Origin of the sequence: Streptomyces fragilis (assembly GCF_003112515.1) — a bacterium.
Classification (GTDB): Bacteria; Actinomycetota; Actinomycetes; order Streptomycetales; family Streptomycetaceae; genus Streptomyces; species Streptomyces fragilis.
The window spans coordinates 47,609-68,319 of record NZ_BEVZ01000011.1 but is presented as its reverse complement, the minus strand read 5'-3'; the positions used below and the strand labels follow the sequence as shown (position 1 = coordinate 68,319).

The following is a 20,711-nucleotide window of genomic DNA, read 5'->3' as shown; positions in this document are numbered from 1 at the left end:
CCGCCGCCTCCGCGATGCCGCGGAACGGGTCCGCGTCAGGTCGGGCAGGGGCGGCGCAGGTACTGCAGGACGGTCCGTCCATCGCCGGAGTCAGTCACTCCTCGGATCGCAGGAGCCCCCGGGGCGCCGGCCGGCGGGCCGGGCCCGCCTCGGGGGCGGAGGCGTCACCGTGACGCCCCGGCTGACAGGTTAATCAAGACCAGGCCGTCCGCGGCAGGGGTGACTGCGCCGGGCGGGGGGTGCGGTGCCTCCGCGCGCCCCCCACAGCGCGTTGCTCCGGCGCGCCACCACGGTGCGGCGCTCCCGCGCCACCACGGTGCGGCGCTTCCGCGCCACCGCGGTGCGGCGCTTCCGCGCGCCACCACGGGCGGTCGCACCTCAAGCACACCACGGGCGGTCGCGCCTCAGGCGGGGCCGACCGCGGTCCTGGCCTCCACCAGGGCCCGCAGGGCGCGGGCGTCGCGCAGGGCCTGCTCGCGGGCCGCGCCCGGCTGGATGCCCAGGACGGGCAGGCTGGTGCCGTCGGAGAGGTCCAGGAAGACCCACGGGTCGCCCGGCCGCAGCCGGACCTGGACGATCTCCGCCCACTCCAGCCGCCTGCGGGAGGCGATGTTGACCACCGTGACGCCCGCCTCCTCGGCGTGCACCCGGGGCCGGGCGAGCACCCACAGGACACCGAACACGAGGGCGCCGGTGCACACGAAGCTGAGCCGCTCCCCCGCTCCGAGGCGGGGCAGCAGCAGGGCCACGACGGTCAGGACCACGAACAGCGCGGCGCCCAGCGCCAGCAGCACCGCGCGGGTGCGGCCGGGCCGGAAGGTGACGGGGAGCGCGGGCAGGTCCGTCGTGGTCATGCTGATCCCTCGGTGTGCTCGGTCTCCTCGGAGCGGGCGCGTCCCCCGGTCACCGGGGGACGCGGCGGCTCAGAGGCGGCAGGCGTGGATGGCGGTGGTCAGGATGGCGCGGGCGCCCAGGTCGTAGAGGTCGTCCATGATCTTCTGCGCGTCCGCGGAGGGCACCATGGCGCGGACGGCGACCCAGCCCTCGTTGTGCAGCGGGGAGACGGTCGGGGACTCCAGTCCGGGGGTGAGCGCGACGGCCTTCTCCAGCTGCTCGACGCGGCAGTCGTAGTCCATCATCACGTACGTCCGGGCGACCAGGACGCCCTGCAGGCGGCGCAGGAACTGCTGCACCTTGGGCTCGTCGGCGGGGGCGCCGGTGCGGCGGACCACCACCGCCTCGGACTTCATGATCGGGTCCCCGAAGACCTCCAGACCCGCGTTGCGCAGCGAGGTGCCGGTCTCCACCACGTCGGCGATGACCTCGGCGACGCCCAGCTCGATCGCCGTCTCGACCGCGCCGTCCAGGTGGACGACGGAGGCGTCGACGCCCTGCTCGGCCAGGTACTTGTCGACGATGCCCTCGTAGGAGGTGGCGACGGTCGTGCCGGAGAGGTCGGCCAGGCTCTTGACCGCGCCGGGCCTGGCGGCGAAGCGGAAGGTGGAACGGGCGAAGCCGAGCGGGAGGATCTCCTCGGCGTCCGCCCCGGAGTCGATCAGCAGGTCGCGGCCGGTGACGCCGATGTCGAGGCGGCCGGAGGAGACGTAGATCGCGATGTCGCGGGGGCGCAGGTAGAAGAACTCCACCTCGTTGACCGGGTCGACGACCCGCAGTTCCTTGGACTCGCGGCGCTGCTGGTAGCCGGCCTCATGCAGCATCGCCGCCGCAGGGCCGGAGAGGGAACCCTTGTTGGGGACGGCGATGCGCAGCATGGAACGGCTTCCTTCGTTCGACTCGGATGGGTGTCGCGCGGTGGCGGACGGACAGGCGGGAGCGGCCCCGCCCGGGCGGCGCGTGGGGTCACGCGGGGGCGGGGCTGCCTACAGGTGTGCGTACACGTCGTCCAGGGAGATGCCGCGGGCGACCATCATCACCTGCACGTGGTACAGCAGCTGCGAGATCTCCTCGGCGGCGGCTTCCTTGCTCTCGTGCTCGGCCGCCATCCAGACCTCGGCCGCCTCCTCGACCACCTTCTTGCCGATGGCATGGACGCCCTTGTCCACCAGTTCGGCGGTGCGGGAGGTGGCGGGGTCGCCGTGTGCGGCCTTGTGCTGGAGCTCGGTGAAGAGCTCCTCGAAAGTCTTCTTGGACATGGTGGGCCCAACCCTACGCGGTGCCGGGAGGTGTCACCGCCAGGGTTCAGATACTGAACGCAGGACGGTCGCGGTGGCGACGGCGGCGGTCACCGCCTCGTGCCCCTTGTCCTCGTTCGAGCCGGGCAGTCCGGCGCGGTCCAGCGCCTGATCCTCGGTGTCGCAGGTGAGCACGCCGAAGCCGACGGGGACGCCGGTCTCCACGGAGACCTGGACGAGCCCCCGGGTGACGCCCTCGCACACGTAGTCGAAGTGCGGGGTGCCGCCGCGGATGACGACGCCGAGGGCGACCACCGCGTCGTAGCCGCGCTGCGCCAGCACCTTGGCGACCACGGGGAGTTCGAAGCTGCCCGGCACGCGCAGCACGGTGGGCTCGGTGATGCCGAGCTCGGTCAGGGCGCGCAGGGCGCCGTCGACCAGTCCGTCCATGACCTTCTCGTGCCACTGCGCCGCCACCACGGCGACCCGCAGGTCTCCGCAGTTCTCGACGGTCAGTTCGGGTGCGCCCTTGCCGCTCACGTGCTCTCCTGGGGTGCTTCGGGGTGGGTGGGACGGGGGGTGGATCGGTGGGTCACTGGTCGCCGCAGCCGGCCACCGCGCCGTCCTGGTCGAGCCAGGGCAGGTCGTGGCCCATCCGGTCGCGCTTGGTGCGCAGGTACCGGACGTTGTGCTCGCCGGCCTGCACGGGCATCGGGATCCGGGAGAGGATCTCCATGCCGTGGCGGGCGAGGGCGTCGGTCTTGTCGGGGTTGTTGGTCATCACGCGCACGGTCCGGGCGCCGAGGTCGGCGAGGATCTGTGCGCCGGCCCCGTAGTCCCGGGCGTCGGCGGGCAGGCCGAGCTCGAGGTTGGCGTCGAGGGTGTCGTGGCCGCGTTCCTGCAGTTCGTAGGCGCGCAGCTTGGACATCAGGCCGATGCCGCGGCCCTCGTGCCCGCGCAGGTAGACCAGCACCCCGCGGCCCGCCTCGTGGATGCGCTCCAGCGAGGCCTCCAGCTGGGGGCCGCAGTCGCAGCGCAGCGAGTGGAAGACGTCGCCGGTGAGGCACTCGGAGTGCAGCCGCACCAGCAGGTCGCGGCCGTCGCCGATGTCTCCGCGGACCAGGGCGACGTGCTCGACGCCGTCGACGGTGGAGCGGTAGCCGTAGGCGGTGAAGTCGCCGAAGCGGGTGGGCAGGCGCACCTCGGCCTCGCGGCGCACGGTGGGCTCGGCGGAGCGCCGGTAGGCGATCAGGTCCTCGATGGAGACGATGGTCAGCCCGTGCTTGCGCGCGAAGGGCACCAGGTCGGGCAGCCGCAGCATCCGGCCGTCCTCCCCGGCGATCTCCACGATGACGCCGGCGGGCCGCATCCCGGCGAGCCGGGCCAGGTCGACGGCGGCCTCGGTGTGGCCGGGGCGCTCCAGCACGCCGCCGGGGCGGGCGCGCAGCGGGAAGACGTGGCCGGGGCGGACGAAGTCGTCCGGTCCGGCCGTGCCGCCGGCCAGCAGGCGCAGGGTGGCGGCGCGGTCCTCGGCGGAGATGCCGGTGGTGACGCCGTGGGCGGCGGTGGCGTCGACGGAGACGGTGAACGCGGTCTTCATGGACTCGGTGTTCGCCTCGTCCTGCACCATCTGCGGCAGGCGCAGGCGGTCGAGCTCGTCGGCCTCCATGGGGGCGCAGATCAGCCCGCGGCACTCGCTCATCATGAAGGCCACGACCTCGGGGGTGGCCGCCTCGGCGGCGATCACCAGGTCGCCCTCGTTCTCGCGGTTCTCGTCGTCGACGACGATCACGGGGCGGCCGGCCGCGATGTCCGCGATCGCCTGCTCGACGGGGTCGAGGGCGAGGATCAGGGCGTCGGGGTCCTCGGGGTGGCGGGGGTTCGGGGTCCAGGCGGGAGCCGTCATGCCGGCGTTCCTTCCAGGGCGGGTCGCTGGGCTGCGCGGGAGCGGATCCACCAGTCGCGCATGCCCCACAGGACGAGTGCCCCGTAGACGAGGTAGATGAGACCTGAGAAGGCGAGTCCGCCCGCGAAGTTGAGCGGGACGCCGACCAGGTCGACCAGGAGCCAGGCGAACCAGAACTCGACCATGCCCTTGGCCTGCGCGTACATGGCGACCAGGGTCCCGACGAAGATGTAGGCGTCGGCCCAGGGGCTCCAGGACAGGGTGGGGAAGAGCGTGAACAGCCCGCCGACGGCGAGGGTTCCGGCCAGGGCGCCGGCGGCGAGCAGGCCGCGCTCGGTCCAGGTGGCGAAGCGGACCTGGACGGCGCCGTCCGCGGAGGTCCGGCGGCCCAGCTGCCAGGCGCGCCAGCCCCAGACGGCCACCGCGACGACCACCAGCTGCTTGCCGACGCCGCCGGCCTGCTGCACGGATATGTTCGCCGCGATCAGCACCAGGCCGGAGACCAGCTGCAGCGGCCAGGTCCAGACGTTGCGCAGCCAGCCGAGGGCGAGCGCGAAGAGGCCCAGGGTGTTGCCGATCAGGTCGGACCAGATGATGTCCTGCCCGAGGACGGTGAACGCCTCCGCGTTGAGCCAGTTCACCGGTCACCCTCCGTCCGGCCCGCGAGGGTGAGCCGCTCCACGTACTTGGCGACGACGTCCACCTCGAGGTTGACCGGGTCGCCCGCCTTCTTGGTGCCGAGCGTGGTCAGCGCGAGGGTGGTGGGGATGAGGCTGACCGTGAAGAAGTCCTGGCCGGCCTCGACGACGGTGAGGCTGATGCCGTCGACGGTGATGGACCCCTTGTCGACCACGTAGCGGGACAGCTCCGCGGGCAGCGAGATCCGGACGACCTCCCAGTGCTCGGAGGCCTGGCGGTCCAGGATCGCGCCCGTGCCGTCGACGTGGCCCTGCACGATGTGCCCGCCCAGGCGGCCCCCGACGGGGGTGGGGCGCTCGAGGTTGACGCGCGAGCCGACGGTGAGCGCGCCGAGGCTGGACCGCTTGAGGGTCTCGGCCATGACGTCCGCGGTGAACTCGTCGCCCTGGTGCTCGACGACCGTGAGGCAGACTCCGTTGACCGCGATCGAGTCGCCGTGTCGGGCGCCCTCGGTGACGACGGGGCCTCGCAGCCGGAACCGTGCGGCGTCGTCGAGCTGCTCGACGGCCGTCACCTCACCCAGCTCTTCGACGATGCCGGTGAACACTTCCCGGGTCCTCCTGCCGTGACGGGCACGGACTCCGGGGCTGCCGACGACGAACGGCAGGGACACACGGGCCGACGGCTCGACACCGGTCGTTCGGCCCGGCCGCGTACGACCCGCCGGACGGGAAAGGCCACGCGGACGCGCCTGCCGGCCGCGCCTGGGGCACGGCCAGGACGACGACCCGCGGGCGATCACCCGCTCCGACGGCCCGGCACGGTCGTGCCTGCCCGTCGCGCACTGCCTCCCATCCGGACTTTAACCGTCGGTCCAGGAATTTCACCTGGTCAACCGACCGCTGGAGGCGATCGGGTCGCGGACTGTAACCGCCGGTTCGGATTTTCACCGACCCCGGAGTGCGCTGTTGGTCATTGATCTGACACGCCCAGTGTGCCATGTCACCCGGTGCCCGCAGAAGGCCGCCCCTGTGGACTGACTCACATCGGGTGGTCGCTCACGTGTACGGTCAGATCGGTGCACGGTGCACCGGATCGCCTCGGGGAGGGACCGCGTGTCCGACACGTCGACCGGCCGGCCGGCCTACGCAGCAGGTCAGGTACGGAAGGCACGCTACGCCGTGGCCACGGTGTTCGCGGTGCACGGCGCCGTGGCGGGATCGTTCGCCTCCCGGGTGCCCTGGGTCGCGGACCACGCCTCGGTGAGCGCCGGACAGCTGGGTCTGGCCCTGGCGATGCCCGCCCTGGGCGCCTCGCTGGCGATGCCGCTGGCCGGCCGGATCGCCCACGTGCTCGGCGTGCGGGCGGCGCAGCGGCTGCTGCTCGCGGCGTGGACGCTGTCCCTGGTGCTGCCCGGCCTCGCCCCGAACCTCCTCACCCTCTGCCTGGCGCTGTTCGTCTACGGCGCGACCTCGGGGATGGCGGACGTGGTGATGAACGCGATCGGCGTCGAGGTGGAGAACCGCCTGGACCGGTCGATCATGTCGGGCCTGCACGGCATGTGGAGCGCGGGCGCGCTGCTGGGCTCGGCGGGCGGCACCCTGGCCGCGCACCTGGAGGCGGACGGTCGCCTGCACTTCGCGGTCGCCGCGACGGTCCTGACCGTGGTGGGCCTGGTCGCCTGTTCCTGGCTGCTGGACATCCGGGCCGCGGTGGACGAGGAGCCGCCGCCCCGCTTCGCGCTGCCGCCGCGGTCCGCGCTGCTGATCGGCGCGATCGGCTTCTGCGCGGTCTTCGCCGAGGGCGCCAGCCTCGACTGGTCGGCGGTCTACCTGCGCGACGTCCTCGGGTCGTCGGCGACCCTGGCCGCCGCCTGCACCACCGGTTTCACCCTGACCATGGCGCTGGCCCGGTTCGCCGGCGACCCGGTGGTCGACCGCTTCGGGGCGGTCCGCTCGGTGCGGGTGAGCGGCGCGCTGGCCGCGCTCGGCGGGGTGCTGGTGGTCGTCGCCCCGCACCCGGCGGTCGCGATGACCGGGTTCGCGATGCTGGGCCTGGGCATCGCCGTGGTGGTGCCGCTGTGCTTCGCCGCCGCCGGGCGCAGCGGTCCCAACCCGAGCCAGGCCATCGCCGGCGTCGCCACCATCACCTACACCTCCGGGCTGGTCGCCCCCGGAGCGATCGGGGCGCTGGCCGAGGCCACCAGCCTGGTCGTCTCGTTCGCCCTGGTGACGCTGCTCGCCTGCGGGGTGGCCGGCCTGGCCGGGGTGCTGCGCGCGGGGGACCGGGGAGCGGGACCGGCGCCGGGGAAGGGCGAGCAGGCCGGGTCGTCCGGTGCGTCCCGGGCCTCGGAGCATCCCGCGGGGTGATCCCTGTCGCCATCCGCCACAATGATGCGGACAGCGATCCTCCGGTTGAACAGAAGCGATCAGGCCCGGAGATCTAGGGAACCCCAGAAAGCGGAACATCTATGGACCTCGGCGTGCGCTGGAAACTGCACGGAGACGGGCGCACGCCCGCGCCCGGAGCAGTGGTGCGCCCGGACGAACGGCTCTCCTGGCCGCGCACCGCCGGGCTCGGCGCGCAGCACGTGGTCGCCATGTTCGGCGCCTCGTTCGTGGCCCCCATCCTGATGGGCCTGGACCCGAACCTGGCGATCATGATGTCGGGCATCGCGACGATCATCTTCCTGCTGGTGACCCGCGGCCGGGTGCCCAGCTACCTCGGCTGCTCGCTCTCCTTCGTGGGCGTCGCCGCGGTGATCCGCGCCCAGGGCGGATCCAGCGCCACCGTCACCGGCGCGGTGTTCTGCGTCGGCGTGGCGCTGTTCCTGGTGGGCCTGGCGGTGCAGAAGTTCGGCGCCCGCATCATCCACGCGGCGATGCCCCCGGTGGTCACCGGTGCCGTCGTGATGCTGATCGGCTTCAACCTGGCCCCGGTCACCGCCACCACCTACTGGCCGCAGGACCAGTGGGTGGCGCTGCTGACCATGCTGTTCACCGGTTTCGCGGTGATCGCCCTGCGCGGTTTCTGGTCCCGCGTCGCGATCTTCCTGGGCCTGATCTTCGGCTACGGGATCTCCTGGCTGTTCGACGCGGTCCTCGGGCAGATCCACTCCGCCGACGCCACCGGCAAGGTCGTCGACCACTGGCGCCTGGACCTCTCCGGGGTCAAGGAGGCGGCCTGGTTCGGCCTGCCCGACGTGCACGGCCCGGCGTTCGACTGGTCCGCGATCCTGGTGGCGCTGCCCGTGGTGATCGCCCTGATCGCCGAGAACACCGGCCACATCAAGGCCGTCGGCGAGATGACCGGCGACCCGATGGACGACAAGCTGGGCAAGGCGATCTCCGCCGACGGCATCGGTTCCATGCTCTCCACCGCGGTGGGCGGCCCGCCGAACACCACCTACTCCGAGAACATCGGCGTGATGGCGGCGACCCGCGTCTACTCCACGGCCGCCTACTGGGCCGCCGCCTGCTTCGCCCTGCTGTTCGGCCTGTGCCCCAAGTTCGGCGCGATCGTCGCGGCCATCCCGGGCGGCGTCCTCGGCGGCATCACCGTGATCCTCTACGGCATGATCGGCCTGCTGGGCGCCCAGATCTGGCTCAACGGCGGGGTCGACCTGCGCAACCCGCTCAACCTGGTGCCGGCCGCGGCGGGCATCATCATCGGCGTCGGCAACGTCTCCATGAAGATCACCGACACCTTCACGCTGAGCGGCATCGCGCTGGGCACCCTGGTGGTCATCACCGGCTACCACGCGCTGCGGGTGTTCGCCCCGGCCCACATGAAGACGCAGGAGCCACTGCTCGACGAGGGCACCTCCCGCTACGACGCCGGCTCCGCCCCGAAGGGCGAGGACGGCGAGGGCGGTCAGCGCGCCAGTTCGTAGGCGTAGTCCGGGGTGAAGGCGCCGGCCCTGCCCCGGCAGCCGTCGGACTCGCCCGGCAGCTTCACCCACAGATAGGCGTCGACACGGGCCTCGCCCGGGGACAGCGCGGGCGCCCGGCCGACCTTCCGGCCGGGCGGGTCGCACCACACTCCCCCGGGCGGAGGCCCGTTGCCGTTGCGGCTGGTGTCGATCACCGCGCCGTGGCTCGCCGGCGCGTCCATGGCGTCCAGGACCGCGCGGACGTACCGCACCTCGTCGGCGGTGGTGCGGAAGTTGGAGACGTTGCTGAAGATCCCGTCCGAGGACTGGGGTGAGGCGGCGCCCGCCCGGCGCAGCAGCGCGGCCTGCTGGGCGGCCGGGTTCCAGCCGGAGTGCCCGGCGTCGTAGTAGACGCGGGCGCGTGGTGCGAGGCGCTTGACGACCCGCCCGGCCCGGGCCAGCGCGGCGAAGCGGTCCTTCCGGTCGCTCTCGGAGAGGCAGTGGGACTGGGCGATCGAGTCGGGCTCCAGGATCACGATCACCTCGCCGGAGCCGATGCCGGCGGCGAACCGGTCGATCCATGTGCCGTAGGCGTCGAGGTCCTGGGCGCCGCCGGCCGAGTACTGCCCGCAGTCCCGGCCCGGGACAGTGTACGCGACCAGCACCGGCACCCGGCCCTGCGCGGCGGCGCGCGAGGTGACGGCGCGGACGTGGCCGGTGACCGTGGTGACGTTCGGGTCGGCGAACCACACGGCGGCGGGGCGGGAGGCGATCCGCCGCGCGATGACGGCGCTGCGCCGGTCGCCCGGGTTCTGCCGCACCCAGTCCCCCACCTGCGAGTCCGGGTGCAGGTAGAGCCGCCCGTCGTCGGCGGCCTTCGGTGAGGGGCTCGGTTCCGGCCGGGGCGAGGAGGTCGACGCGATCTGCGGCGGGGCGGACGGGGACGCCCCGCGTTTCCCGGGCGAGGGCGCGGGCGCGGCCACCGCGTCCGCCCGTCCGTCGGCGGCCGGGGCCGGGGTGTCCGAGGCGGCCTGGGCCACCAGGCCGGCCGTCAGGGCGACGGCGGCCACCCCCGCCCACGCCGCGAGCAGGAGCCGTCTGCGGTGCCGGGCGCGCCGCTGCGGTGGCTGCCCCGCCTGGCCCGGTCGGTCCACGAGTGGTGCTCCCCCACGGTGCTGCGTTGCTCCGGCGTCATCGGTCCGTGGCCCGCGTCCCCCGCAGGGAGGAAGCAACCGGCACGGCGACCTCGCGGTCAGCCTAGGACTGCGACCCTGCTCCCATGGCCCGGATGACGAAAATGTCGCCCCCCTTTGACACGGTGGGCTGCGCACCGGTACGCGCGGTTGACGCCGTGCTCGAACGGCTGCGCGCGCTGGACGGCTCGCTGCACCCGCGGGACGGCGTCGCCGTCTTCAACCGGGTGTACCTGACGGTGACCGCGGAGTTCGCCGAACTGCTCGGCGACGGCCGCTTCCCCGACCGCCGGTCGGCCGCCGCGCTCGGCACGCTGTTCGCCGAGCGCTACCTGGCGGTCGCCGAAACCGACCGCAGCGGCGGCCGGCTGCCGGCCTGCTGGCGCCCGCTGTTCCGGCTGCGCGGTCATCCGGGCGTGCGGCCGGTCCAGTTCGCGCTGGCGGGCATCAACGCGCACATCGGGCACGACCTGGTGCTAGCCGTGGTGGACACCTGCCGGGCGGTGGGCTGCCGGCCGGCCGACCTGGAGGACGAGTTCGAGCGGGTCGGCGACCTCCTCGCCTCGCTGGAGGAGCGGGTGCGCGAGGAGTTGATGCCGGGGCCGGACCTGTTCCAGGTCGCCGACCCGCTGACGCACCTGGCGGGCGCGTGGAGCCTGGAGCGGGCCCGGGACACCACCTGGTCGATGGCCCGGGCCCTGTGGGCGCTGCGGCGGACGCCGGAGCTGGCCGGGGAGTTCACCGAGCGGCTGGACGCGGCCGTGGGGGTGGTGGGCCGGATGCTCCTCACCCCGCTCGACCGCTGACCGCTGACCGCTGACCGCTGACCGCTGACCGCGCCGCCGCCTGGCCCCTCGGCCGCCGCTCAGTCCTCCGGGAGCTCGACCGGGGCGATCTCGTCGAAGACGTCGCCCGGGCCGGGGTTGGTCGGGTCGGTCTCGCCGCCGAGGTGACGCATCACGCCCCACACCGCGTTGAGCGCGGTCTGGACGGCGCCCTCGGCCCAGCCGGCCGTCCAGGAGATGTCGTCGCCCGCGAGGAACAGGCCACGCCGGTCCTCGGGCAGCCGGTCCTGCACGAAGTGGGTGAACAGGCGGCGCTGGTACCGGTAGTGACCGGGCAGGTTGGCCTTGAACGCGCCCATGAAGTAGGGCTCGTTCTCCCAGGAGACGGTGACCGGGTTGCCCACGATGTGGCTGCGGATGTCGAGGTTCGGATAGATCTCGCCGAGCGACTTCAGCATGACCTCCATCCGCTCGTGGGCGGACAGCGGCAGCCACTTGAGGCTGTCGTCGCACCAGGTGTAGGAGAGGCAGATGGCCGCCTGGCCGTCCGGGCCGTTGTCCAGCAGGTAGGTGCCGCGGGTCATCCGGTCGGTGAGGGTCATCGACATCAGGTCGCGGCCGGTCTGCGGGTCCTTGTCGCGCCAGAACGGCCGGTCCACCGGCACGAACAGCTTGCTGGACTCCATGTAGTGGGTGCGCTCGACGGCGGTCCAGTGGTCGATCGGCAGCAGGGCGTCGTCGCACTGGATCTTGGAGAGCAGCATCCAGGACTGGGCGGTGAACACCGCCGCCCGGTAGGTGCGGATGTCGCCGTCCGCGTCGGTGACGGTGATCCGGTTGCCGGCCGTGCGGTGCAGCCGGGTGACCGCGGGGCGGGGCTCGCCGGCCGGGTGCAGGGAGCTCAGCGAGGTGCCGTGGGGCCAGTGGACGATCTTCTGCGGCTCCCGTTCCCACAGCCGCAGCGGCAGCTGCTGGGAGCCGCCGACGATGCCGCGGTGGTGGTCGTCGGCCTCGGTGTAGACGACGCGGAGGATCTCCAGGATGGAGTTGGGGAAGTCGGTGTCCCAGCCGCCGGTGCCGAAGCCGACCTGGCCGAAGATCTCCCGGTCGCGGAAGGAGGAGAAGGCCGGGGAGTCGCAGAGGAAGCCGTAGAAGGTCTGGTTGTCGAGCTTCTCGACCAAGCGGGCCCAGACCTCGCGGATGCGCGGGACGTCGCGCTCGCGGATGGCGCGGTTCATGTCGGAGAAGTCCGCGCCCTCCTCCAGGCACCGGGCCCAGGCGTCGGCGACCCGGCGGTACACCTCGGGCAGGTCCTCGGCCGACTCCGCGTAGTGCGACTCGCCCTTGAGGTCGACCACCGTCGAGGGGGTGCAGGGGGCCAGCGGGTTGGGGAACGGCTTGGTCTCCAGGCCGACCAGGTCGATGTAGTGCTGGAGCGCGGTGGAGCTGGGCGGGAAGCGCATCGCGCCGAGTTCCGCCGTCAGGTCGGGGTCGCAGCCGTCGAAGCCGACGGTGCGCAGGCGTCCGCCGAGCTGGTCCGCCTCGTAGACGACGGGCTTGAGGCCCATCTTCATCAGCTCGTAGGCGGTGACCAGGCCGGACAGACCGCCGCCGATGACGGCGACCTCGGTGCCGTGCTCGGTGGCGGGCACCTGGCCGAGCCCCGCCGGGTGGGCGAGGTAGTCGTCGTAGGCGTAGGGGAAGTCCGGGCCGAACATGGTGACCGGGGGCAGCCCGTCACCGGGGTGCGGGACGGCGGTGGGCACGGTGGACGTCATCGGGTGCGGACTCCTGTGGATGCTGCTGACGGGGCGGGGGCGGGGAGGTGCGGCAGGGCGGCGGCGGTGCGGCGGCGCGGGTGGATCAGACGGTGCCGGTGCGCTCGGCGGTCCCGGCGGGCTCGGCGATCGTGGCGGGCTCGGCGATCGTGGCGGTCGTGGCCAGGGAGCCGTAGAGGCCGGGGCGGCGGTCCTCAAGATAGGGGTTGACCTTGCGCGAGGCGGCCGGGAGCAGCGGGTCGAGGTCGGCCAGGAGCAGTTCCTCGTCCTCACCGGCCCGGGCCGTGACGACGCCGTCCGGGGCGGCCACCGTCGAGAGCCCGACGAACCGGAACTCCCCCTCCGAACCGGTGCGGTTGACGTACGCGACGTACATCTGGTTCTCGAACGCCCGCACCGGGACCACGGAGTCGGCCACGAACCGGTACGGGTGCATCAGGGCGGTGGGCACCAGGAGGAGGTCGGTGCCGGCCAGCGCGTGGCCCCGGGTGTTCTCCGGGAACTCCACGTCGTAGCAGATCAGCAACCCCACGGTGAGCGAGCCGAGGCGGGCCTGGACGACGGGGGTGTCGCCGGGGGTGAAGTGGGCGCGTTCGAAGTCGCCGTAGAGGTGCGTCTTGCGGTAGTTGGCCAGCGGGGTGCCGGCCGCGGAGATCAACTGCACGGAGTTGTACACGTGCGCGCCGTCGCGCTCCGGGTAGCCGTAGGCGATCGCGATGCCGTGGCGGGCCGCGACGGCGGCGAGGGCCCGGGCCGACGGGCCGTCGGCGGGCTCGGCCAGCCGCGGGACGTCGTCGCCGATCGCGTAGCCGGTCAGGAACATCTCCGGCGCTGCGATCAGCTCCGCCCCCGCGCGGGCGGCGCGGGCGGCCGCGGCCTCGAGGGCACGCAGGTTCGCGTCGACCTCGCCGGGGCGGCCGGAGCTTTGGAGCAGGGCGGTGCGCATGACGGGGTCTCCGACGGGAAGGTGGGGTGAGCTGCGGTTTCGCCGCGCCCACGACAGTACGGTCCGCGGCTCGGGGCGGACAATACGCATCCGTTGCGGACAACCGCCCGAAACGTTGCGTGTTCCCCGCCCGTCCCGGCGATTCGTTGCGCCCTTCACCGCACGGACCGGCGGTGGAGGAGCAGCAGGGCGGCGGGGACCGCGTAGGCGGTGGCGAGGAGGGCGAAGGTGCCACCGTGCGACAGGGAGAGGACGCCGTAGGCCGCGTAGGTCACGATCACGGCGAGGTCGGTGCCCATCCCCGCGACGGAGGTGACGGTCGCCCGTCCCGGCCCCCGGATCGCCGCCTGCAGCGCCGCGTCCGCCAGCACCGTCGCCAGCTGGAACCCGGCGAAGGCGGCCCCCACCAGCGCCGCCGTCCCCGGTGGCGAGCCGCACGCCGCGCCCGCCGCCAGCAGCCCGGCGGAGGCGAGCAGCAGCACTGCCAGTCCCCGTCGCCCGCGTCCGCGCCCCCGGCTCCCCGGTCCGAACCGGCGCTCCACGGGTGCCGCCAGCAGTCCGCCGGCCGCCGCGCCCGCCCAGATCACCAGCAGGTACCAGGACGCCTCGCCGTCACCCGCCCCCGCCTCACGGATCAGCAGCGGTGTGTACTCGTCGAGCGCGCCCCATACGCCGGCCACCGCCGGCACCAGCAGCACCGCGCCCACCGGCCACCGCCGCAGCCGGACCCGGGCCCCGCCGTCCTCCCCGGAACCCCACTCCCCGGCCCCGCTGCTCGTGGTCCCGCCGTCCTCCTCGGAACCCCGCTCCCCGGCCGCGCCGCTCGCGGTCCCGCCGTCTCCGGTGCCACCATGCGCGGTCACGCCGTCCCCGGTGCCACCATCCCCGGTCACGCCGTCCCCGCCGGACGCGTCCGGCTCCCGTAGCCCCTCCGGCATCGCGTGCGCCGCCACCGCCGTCAGCAGGCACGCCGCCACCGACGCCGCGCCGACCAGCGCGAAGCCGCCCGCCCGCAGGAGCGGACCGGCCGCGGCCATCGAGACGACGACGCCGAGCACTTCGGCGGTGCGGGCGCGGCCCATGACCGCCGGGTAGGTCCGCACCGCACCCGCCCGCTCGAGTTCGTCGTGGACCAGCGCCTCCAGGGCGCCGGAGGAGAACGAACCGCCCAGGCCCCACAGCACGAAGCCGGCGGCGAACGACCAGAAGGAGGGCGCCAGGACCCACAGGGCGAAACCGGCCGCCGTCAGCAGCGGACCGGCGCGCAGCAGGGCGCGCCGGGACCACGCGTCGGCCAGCACACCGGAGGGCGCCTCGGCGAGGACTCCGGTCAGGGACCAGAGGGCGAAGAGCGTGGAGATCTGTCCCGTGGACAGCCCGGTGTCGGCGAAGAGCAGCGCGTACACCGGGTACAGGGCGACGCAGTCGCCCAGGAAGGAGTAGCCGTACAAAGCCGCCGTCAGACGGCGCGTGCCGGCCGTCGCGGTGGCGGAGTCAGGTCAATGTCGTCGGCGCTTCATACCGTCGAGGGTAGTCCGGATCCGCCGGAGAAGCGCCGCAGAAGCGGGGAGAGCACGAGCACGGACTTGGTCCGCTCGACGAACGGCTCCCCCGCGATCCGCTCCAGCACCTGCTCGAAGTGGCGCATGTCCGCGGCGAACACCTGGACGACCGCGTCCGCCTCCCCGGTGACGGTGGAGGCGGACACGACCTCGGGATAGCGCTCGAGCCCGCGCCGGATGGTCTCCGGCGAGGTGTTGCCGCGGCAGTAGACCTCCACCAGGCCCTCGGTGGCCCAGCCGAGCGCCGCCGGGTCCACGCGGACCGTGAACCCGGTGATCACTCCGGTCGCCCGCAGCCGGTCCACCCGCCGTTTCACGGCGGGGGCGGACAGGCCGACCGTCTGGCCGATGTCGGCGTAGGACCGGCGCGCGTCCTCGGCGAGGGCGCGCACGATGCGTTCGTCGAGCTCGTTCAGCAAGGTGCGAAGGTCACTTCCGTACGGGGTGGTACGGGCAGTAGAACAGATTAGCTCCAGCTGGCGTGCAGCGGCTTGCCCTCGGCGTAGCCGGCGGCGCTCTGGACGCCGACGACGGCCTTGTCGGCGAACTCCGCCAGGTCGCCCGCGCCCGCGTAGGTGCAGGAGGAGCGGACGCCCGCGACGACGGAGTCGATGAGGTCCTCCACGCCCGGCCGCTGCGGGTCGAGGAACATCCGCGAGGTCGAAATGCCCTCCTCGAACAGGCCCTTGCGGGCGCGGTCGTACGCGGACTCCTCCGAGGTGCGGTTGGCGACCGCGCGGGCGGAGGCCATGCCGAAGGACTCCTTGTAGTAGCGCCCGTCGGGGGCCTGCTGGAGGTCGCCCGGGGACTCGTAGGTGCCGGCGAACCAGGAGCCGATCATCACGTTGGAGGCCCCGGCCGCCAGGGCCATCGCCACGTCGCGCGGGTGACGGACGCCGCCGTCGGCCCAGACGTGCTTGCCGTGCTTCTTCGCCTCGGCGGCGCACTCCAGGACGGCGGAGAACTGCGGGCGTCCCACGCCGGTCATCATCCGGGTGGTGCACATGGCGCCCGGGCCCACGCCCACCTTGACGATGTCGGCGCCCGCCTCGATCAGGTCGCGCACGCCCTGCGCGGAGACGATGTTGCCCGCGACGATCGGCACCTGGGGGTCGAGCGCCCGGACGGTGCGGACGGCGTTGATCATCGACTCCTGGTGGCCGTGCGCGGTGTCGATGACCAGGGTGTCGATCCCGGCGTCGAGCAGCTGCTTGGCCTTGCCCGCCACGTCCCCGTTGATGCCGACGGCCGCGGCGATGCGCAGCCGGCCCTGGGCGTCGACGGCGGGGGTGTACAGGGTGGCGCGCAGCGCGCCCTTGCGGGTGAGGATGCCCGCCAGGCGGCCGTCGGCGTGAACGGCGGGGGCGTAGCGGCGGTTGGCGTGGTCGAGGGTGTTGAACGCCTCACGGGGGTCGATGTCCGCGTCCAGCAGCAGGAGGTCACGGGACATGACCTGGGCGAGCTGGGTGAAGCGGTCGACGCCGGAGAGGTCGCGGTCGGTGACGACGCCGACCGGCTTGTAGTCCTCGTCGACGACCACGCCGGCGTTGTGGGCCCGCTTGGGCAGCAGCGAGAGCGCGTCGGCGACGGTCTGGTGCGGCGAGAGCACGATCGGCGTGTCGAGCACCAGGTGGCGGCTCTTGACCCAGCCGACGACCTCGGTGACGACCTCGATCGGGATGTCCTGCGGGATGACCACGAGCCCGCCCCGGCGGGCGACGGTCTCGGCCATGCGGCGTCCCGCGACGGCGGTCATGTTGGCGACGACCAGCGGGACCGTGGTGCCGGTGCCGTCCGGAGCGGAGAGGTCGACGGCCTGACGGGAGCCGACGGAGGAGCGGCTCGGAACCATGAAGACGTCGTCGTAGGTGAGGTCGTACGTCGGCTGGACGTCGTTGAGGAATCGCACGTGCACATCCCGAAAGAACAGATACGGCCCTGCGGCGAGGACCGCCGAGGGAAAAAGGCACGTACTTCAGTTTCCCCCGGCGGATGCGGGCAGAACCAGCCACAGAACGTCCGGAAGTGCGATCTTCAGCCTTGTATCTTCCTACCAATGCCGTGCGGGCCGCGGGCGGTGCGGCGGCGGCGCAGGTGGGGGAAGCGTTCCCTGGCGTGCCAGCCGAGCTGGATGCGGGTGTTGACGCCCGCCGCGTCCATCATCTGCCGGATGCGGCGCTGCACGGTCCGCTGCCCGATGCCCAGCCGCAGGGCGACGGTGGCGTCGGTGCATCCCTCGAGCAGCATGCCCAGGATCTGCAGGTCGAGGCTTCCGGTTTCGGCTCCGTGCGCTTCCATCCGCTGTCCCCTCTCGCGCGGCGGTCCCGGTCCCGGCGACCCGGCCATTTTGCGATCATGTTCATGACCGCACAACACGGGCGGCGTCTTCCGCGCAGGGTTGGCCGAAAGCCGCCGCCGGGAGGACGCCGGACGGCCCGCGCCTGGGGCGCGGGCCGTCCGGAGCGGCACGGGGGCGGGACCGTGAGGGCGTCAGACGCCGTCGGGGTCGGCCCGGTTGAGAGCGGGAGCCGGCGTCGGACCCGCGGTCAGCAGGTAGTCGGCGGCCGACGTGTCGGTCACCAGGCTGGTGACCAGCCCCGAGCGCAGCACCGCGTCGATGGCGGAGCCCTTGCGCGCGCCGCCGGCGATGGCGACCACCTCGGGGATGCGGCGCAGCTGCTCCGCCTTCACCGTGATGCACCGCTCGCCCAGGTCGCGGCCGACCCGCCGGCCCTGCGCGTCGAACAGGTGCGCCGACATCTCCGCCGCGACGCCCAGCGAGGCGTAGTGCTCCCGCTCCTCGTCGCTGAGCATGTCGTGCACCGTGGAGACGCCGGGGTCCCAGGAACCGATCGAGACGCAGGCGACGGTGACCTTGTCGAAGTACTCGAAGGCCCGCGCGATGCCCGTCTGGTTGCGCAGCGCGGCCGCGGTGGCCACGTCGGGCAGCAGCATCGGCGCGTAGATGGGGTGGGCGTCGCCGCCCGACACCTGGGCGGCGCGGCGCACCGCCTCCACCGAGCCGCGCTCGGCGGTTCCGGCGTCGTAGACGCCGGTCAGCTGCACCACCGTGCACTGCGGCAGCTTGCTCAGCGCCGCCGCCATGTGGATGGTGGACCTGCCCCACGCCAGACCCAGGACGTCCCCCTCGTCGATGAGCTCGCCGAGGAGGTCCGCGGCGACCTCGCCGAGGTTCTCCGGGTCCGGGGAGTCCTGGGCCTCCGCGGGGGACTCGACCACGACGGCGTGCCGCAGGCCGTACCGGGCCCGGAGCGCGTCGGAGCGCTCCGCGTCCAGTTCGGCCGGGACACGGATCTCGATCCGCACGAGGTCCCTCTCGAGGGCGGTCTCCAGCACCCGCGCCACCTTGAAGCGGCTCACGCCGAACTCCTCGGCGATCTGGATCTTGGACTTGCCCTCGAGGTAGAAGCGGCGGGCCATGGCCGCCGCCTGCACCAGCTCAGCGGGACCCATCCGCATGGCTGACCGGCCCGCCGACATACCCGACACGGCGCTCTCCTCACTGCTGTTCACATCTTGGACCTGCCGTCCATCCTCGCAGATGCGGCAGGGCGGATCCGCCTTGATCGGCGTCGTTCACATTCCGTTGGCCCGGCATCTGCCGGGCGCTGGGCGGCGGGTGCGGTTCAGTGGGCGCACGCCCAGGACGCGGAGGCGGTCGCCGCCTGCGCCTTGGCGCGCAGCGCCCGCACCGCCTCGGCCGGGTCCTCGGCGCTGTACACCGCGGAACCGGCCACGAACACGTCGGCGCCCGCCTCGGCGCAGCGCTCGATGGTGGACTCCGAGACACCGCCGTCGATCTGCAGCCAGAGCTCCAGGCCGTGCTTGGTGATGAGCTCACGGGTGCGGCGGATCTTGGGCAGCATGATGTCCAGGAATGCCTGGCCGCCGAAGCCGGGCTCGACCGTCATGATCAGCAGCATGTCGAGCTCGGGGAGCAGGTCCTCGTAGGGCTCGATCGGCGTGGCCGGGCGCAGCGCCATGGAGGCGCGGGCGCCCTTGGCGCGGATCTCGCGGGCGAGGCGCACCGGCGCGGCGGCGGCCTCGACGTGGAAGGTGACGGACCCGGCGCCGGCCTCCACGTACTGCGGGGCCCAGCGGTCGGGCTGCTCGATCATCAGGTGACAGTCCAGCGGGGTGTCCGTCGCCCGCGCCAGGGACTCGACCACCGGCACGCCGAGGGTCAAGTTGGGCACGAAGTGGTTGTCCATCACGTCGACGTGGAGCCAGTCGGCTCCGGCGACCGCCTTCGCCTCGTCGGCGAGGCGCGCGAAGTCGGCGGACAGGATGCTCGGGTTGATCTGCACGGCCATGCCCACAGCCTGCCATGGAGCGGGCCCCCGGGCGGCATCCGGGGGCCTTCCACTTTCCGCCCGGGGCCGGTCTCCGGGCACGGTCGGGGGCGCGCCCCGGGTGCGGTCGTTACGCGAGGCGGCGCAGCAGCGCCAGATACATCGCGTCGGTGCCGTGCAGGTGCGGCCAGAGCTGGACGTCGGGCCCTTCCCCGAGGTCGGCCACACCCGGCAACAGGGGCCGCGCGTCGAGGAGTTCGGCCTCGCCGGCGTGCTGCTTGAGCACGTCGTCGACGACGGCGCGGGTCTCCGCGAGGTGCGGGGAGCAGGTCACGTAGCCGACGACCCCGCCGACCCGGACCGATTCCAGCGCGGTGCGCAGCAGCGCCCGCTGCAGCGGGGCGAAGCCGTCGAGGTCCTCGGGCCGCCGGCGCCAGCGGGCCTCCGGGCGGCGCCGCAGCGCGCCCAGACCGGTGCACGGCACGTCCATCAGGACGCGGTCGAACGAGCCGGGACGCCACGGCGGGCGCGTCCCGTCGGCGGCGATCACCTGGTACGGGCCGGGGTTGCCCTCCAGCGCCCGGGCGACCAGGCCGGCCCGGTGGGGCTGCTTCTCGGAGGCGAGCAGCACGGCGCCGCGCTCGGCGGCCAGCCCGGCGAGCAGCGCCGCCTTGCCGCCGGGGCCCGCGCAGCCGTCCAGCCACGCCTTGTCGGGGCCCTCCAGCGGCGCGTTGGCCAGCGCCAGGGCGACCAGCTGGCTGCCCTCGTCCTGGACGCCCGCGCGGCCCTCGCGCACGGCCTCCACCGCCCCGGGCTCGCCGCCCTCGGTGAGCCGCACCGCGTACGGGGACCAGCGCCCCGGCGCGGCGGCCTCCTCCTCCAGCGACTCCAGCAGCTCGGCCGCGGTGGCCCGCCCGGGGCGCGCCACCAGGGTCACCTCGGGCCGCTCGTTGTCCGCGGCCAGCAGCTCCTCGACGCCGGCCCGGCCGCCGCCCAGCGAGTCCCACAGCGCGGAGACCACCCAGCGGGGGTGGGAGTGGACCACGGCGAGGTGGTCCTCCGGGTCCTCGTCGTAGGGCGGGGCGACCTGCTCCAGCCAGCCGTCGAGGTCGTGCCGGGCGATCTTGCGCAGCACGGCGTTGACGAACTTGGCGCGGCCGTCGCCGAGCACCACGCGGGCCAGCTCCACGGTGGCGGAGACCGCCGCGTGCGGCGGGATCCGGGTGCCCAGCAGCTGGTGCGCGCCGAGCGACAGCACGTCGAGCACCGGCGGGTCCACCTCGCGCAGCGGCCGGTCGACGCAGTCCGCGATGATCGCGTCGTAGGTGCCCTGGCGGCGCAGCGTGCCGTAGACGAGCTCGGTGGCGAGGGCGGCGTCGCGGCCGTCGAAGCCCTCCTTCTCGCGGGCCTTGCGCAGCAGCGGCGGCAGGACCAGGTTGGCGTACGCGTCCCGCTCGTCGACGGCGCGCAGCGCCTCGAAGGCGAGGACGCGGACCGGGTCCTTCTGGGGCCGGCGGTACGGCTTGGCGGGCCTGCGGGGGCGGCGGGAGGGGTCGCTCACGAAAAAGGTGCTCCGGATCGGGTCA

Annotated in this window: 19 protein-coding genes, 1 pseudogene and 1 riboswitch; of the genes and pseudogenes, 3 read left to right on the top strand and 17 right to left on the bottom strand. The window is 73.5% G+C overall.

The features are described 5' to 3' along the window. Positions 1–404: 404 nt before the first annotated feature. From Sfr03f_RS28575 to Sfr03f_RS28545, 7 genes are all read right to left on the bottom strand, one after another. The gene (locus Sfr03f_RS28575) at positions 405–854 is read right to left on the bottom strand and encodes a PH domain-containing protein (protein ID WP_108957110.1); all 450 of its coding nucleotides are present in this window, start codon (positions 852–854) and stop codon (positions 405–407) included. Between the two features lie 69 nt (positions 855–923). Continuing rightward, positions 924–1,772, bottom strand: a complete 849-nt coding sequence (gene hisG, locus Sfr03f_RS28570; RefSeq protein WP_108957109.1) for an ATP phosphoribosyltransferase — start codon at positions 1,770–1,772, stop codon at positions 924–926. Between the two features lie 108 nt (positions 1,773–1,880). Further along, positions 1,881–2,153 carry a phosphoribosyl-ATP diphosphatase gene (locus tag Sfr03f_RS28565; protein ID WP_108957108.1) on the bottom strand — a complete coding sequence of 91 codons (273 nt, stop codon included), beginning with the start codon at positions 2,151–2,153 and terminating at the stop codon, positions 1,881–1,883. A 33-nt stretch (positions 2,154–2,186) separates the two neighbouring features. Further along, positions 2,187–2,672, bottom strand: coding sequence for a 6,7-dimethyl-8-ribityllumazine synthase (gene ribH / locus Sfr03f_RS28560; RefSeq protein ID WP_108957107.1), 486 nt, complete (start codon positions 2,670–2,672; stop codon positions 2,187–2,189). A gap of 52 nt (positions 2,673–2,724) precedes the next feature. Then, positions 2,725–4,038 carry a bifunctional 3,4-dihydroxy-2-butanone-4-phosphate synthase/GTP cyclohydrolase II gene (locus Sfr03f_RS28555; RefSeq protein WP_108957106.1) on the bottom strand — a complete coding sequence of 438 codons (1,314 nt, stop codon included), beginning with the start codon at positions 4,036–4,038 and terminating at the stop codon, positions 2,725–2,727. Continuing rightward, on the bottom strand, positions 4,035–4,679 hold the full coding sequence (locus Sfr03f_RS28550; RefSeq protein WP_108957105.1) for a nicotinamide mononucleotide transporter family protein: 645 nt from the start codon (positions 4,677–4,679) through the stop codon (positions 4,035–4,037). Before Sfr03f_RS28550 ends, Sfr03f_RS28555 begins: the two co-directional genes overlap by 4 nt. After that, positions 4,676–5,284 carry a riboflavin synthase gene (locus Sfr03f_RS28545; RefSeq protein ID WP_108957104.1) on the bottom strand — a complete coding sequence of 203 codons (609 nt, stop codon included), beginning with the start codon at positions 5,282–5,284 and terminating at the stop codon, positions 4,676–4,678. Before Sfr03f_RS28545 ends, Sfr03f_RS28550 begins: the two co-directional genes overlap by 4 nt. Before the next feature lie 230 nt (positions 5,285–5,514). Continuing rightward, positions 5,515–5,645, bottom strand: a riboswitch (FMN riboswitch). 147 nt (positions 5,646–5,792) lie between these two features. Here Sfr03f_RS28545 and Sfr03f_RS28540 point away from each other — a divergent pair. Both Sfr03f_RS28540 and Sfr03f_RS28535 read left to right on the top strand, forming a co-directional pair. After that, entirely contained in the window at positions 5,793–7,046 is a 1,254-nt protein-coding gene (locus tag Sfr03f_RS28540) for an MFS transporter (protein ID WP_108957103.1), read from the top strand. Between the two features lie 101 nt (positions 7,047–7,147). Then, on the top strand, positions 7,148–8,569 hold the full coding sequence (locus Sfr03f_RS28535; RefSeq protein ID WP_108957102.1) for a uracil-xanthine permease family protein: 1,422 nt from the start codon (positions 7,148–7,150) through the stop codon (positions 8,567–8,569). On the opposite strand, the gene Sfr03f_RS28530 is transcribed toward Sfr03f_RS28535, so the two are convergent. Continuing rightward, positions 8,551–9,639 (bottom strand): glycoside hydrolase family 6 protein, encoded by a 1,089-nt coding sequence (locus Sfr03f_RS28530; protein WP_108957143.1) that lies wholly within the window; start codon positions 9,637–9,639, stop codon positions 8,551–8,553. The two genes, Sfr03f_RS28535 and Sfr03f_RS28530, sit on opposite strands and share 19 nt — an antisense overlap. Positions 9,640–9,845: 206 nt before the next feature. On the opposite strand from Sfr03f_RS28530, the gene Sfr03f_RS28525 reads away from it, so the two are divergent. After that, on the top strand, positions 9,846–10,547 hold the full coding sequence (locus tag Sfr03f_RS28525; RefSeq protein ID WP_108957101.1) for a DUF5995 family protein: 702 nt from the start codon (positions 9,846–9,848) through the stop codon (positions 10,545–10,547). A 59-nt stretch (positions 10,548–10,606) separates the two neighbouring features. Here the strand turns inward: Sfr03f_RS28525 and Sfr03f_RS28520 are convergent, their stop codons facing one another. The 9 genes and pseudogenes from Sfr03f_RS28520 to Sfr03f_RS28480 all read right to left on the bottom strand — a co-directional run bounded on the left by Sfr03f_RS28520 (position 10,607) and on the right by Sfr03f_RS28480 (position 20,686). Further along, positions 10,607–12,304: a flavin monoamine oxidase family protein gene (locus tag Sfr03f_RS28520; RefSeq protein ID WP_108957100.1), complete on the bottom strand. Its 1,698-nt coding sequence runs from the start codon at positions 12,302–12,304 to the stop codon at positions 10,607–10,609. Between the two features lie 163 nt (positions 12,305–12,467). Then, positions 12,468–13,250: pseudogene (locus tag Sfr03f_RS28515) on the bottom strand (carbon-nitrogen hydrolase family protein); the annotation flags it as partial. A gap of 155 nt (positions 13,251–13,405) precedes the next feature. After that, a complete protein-coding gene (locus Sfr03f_RS28510; protein WP_245967812.1) occupies positions 13,406–14,701 on the bottom strand; it encodes an MFS transporter in 1,296 nt (431 codons plus the stop codon). A gap of 65 nt (positions 14,702–14,766) precedes the next feature. After that, a complete protein-coding gene (locus Sfr03f_RS28505) occupies positions 14,767–15,231 on the bottom strand; it encodes an Lrp/AsnC family transcriptional regulator (RefSeq protein WP_108957098.1) in 465 nt (154 codons plus the stop codon). A 47-nt stretch (positions 15,232–15,278) separates the two neighbouring features. Further along, positions 15,279–16,721: a GuaB1 family IMP dehydrogenase-related protein gene (locus Sfr03f_RS28500; protein WP_108957097.1), complete on the bottom strand. Its 1,443-nt coding sequence runs from the start codon at positions 16,719–16,721 to the stop codon at positions 15,279–15,281. Positions 16,722–16,846: 125 nt separating this feature from the next. Continuing rightward, positions 16,847–17,110, bottom strand: coding sequence for a helix-turn-helix domain-containing protein (locus Sfr03f_RS28495; RefSeq protein WP_108957096.1), 264 nt, complete (start codon positions 17,108–17,110; stop codon positions 16,847–16,849). Between the two features lie 192 nt (positions 17,111–17,302). Continuing rightward, a complete protein-coding gene (locus Sfr03f_RS28490) occupies positions 17,303–18,346 on the bottom strand; it encodes a sugar-binding transcriptional regulator (protein WP_108957095.1) in 1,044 nt (347 codons plus the stop codon). Positions 18,347–18,459: 113 nt separating this feature from the next. Further along, positions 18,460–19,146 carry a ribulose-phosphate 3-epimerase gene (rpe, locus tag Sfr03f_RS28485; protein ID WP_108957141.1) on the bottom strand — a complete coding sequence of 229 codons (687 nt, stop codon included), beginning with the start codon at positions 19,144–19,146 and terminating at the stop codon, positions 18,460–18,462. 109 nt (positions 19,147–19,255) lie between these two features. Continuing rightward, the gene (locus Sfr03f_RS28480; RefSeq protein WP_108957094.1) at positions 19,256–20,686 is read right to left on the bottom strand and encodes an RsmB/NOP family class I SAM-dependent RNA methyltransferase; all 1,431 of its coding nucleotides are present in this window, start codon (positions 20,684–20,686) and stop codon (positions 19,256–19,258) included. Between the last annotated feature and the right edge of the window lie 25 nt (positions 20,687–20,711).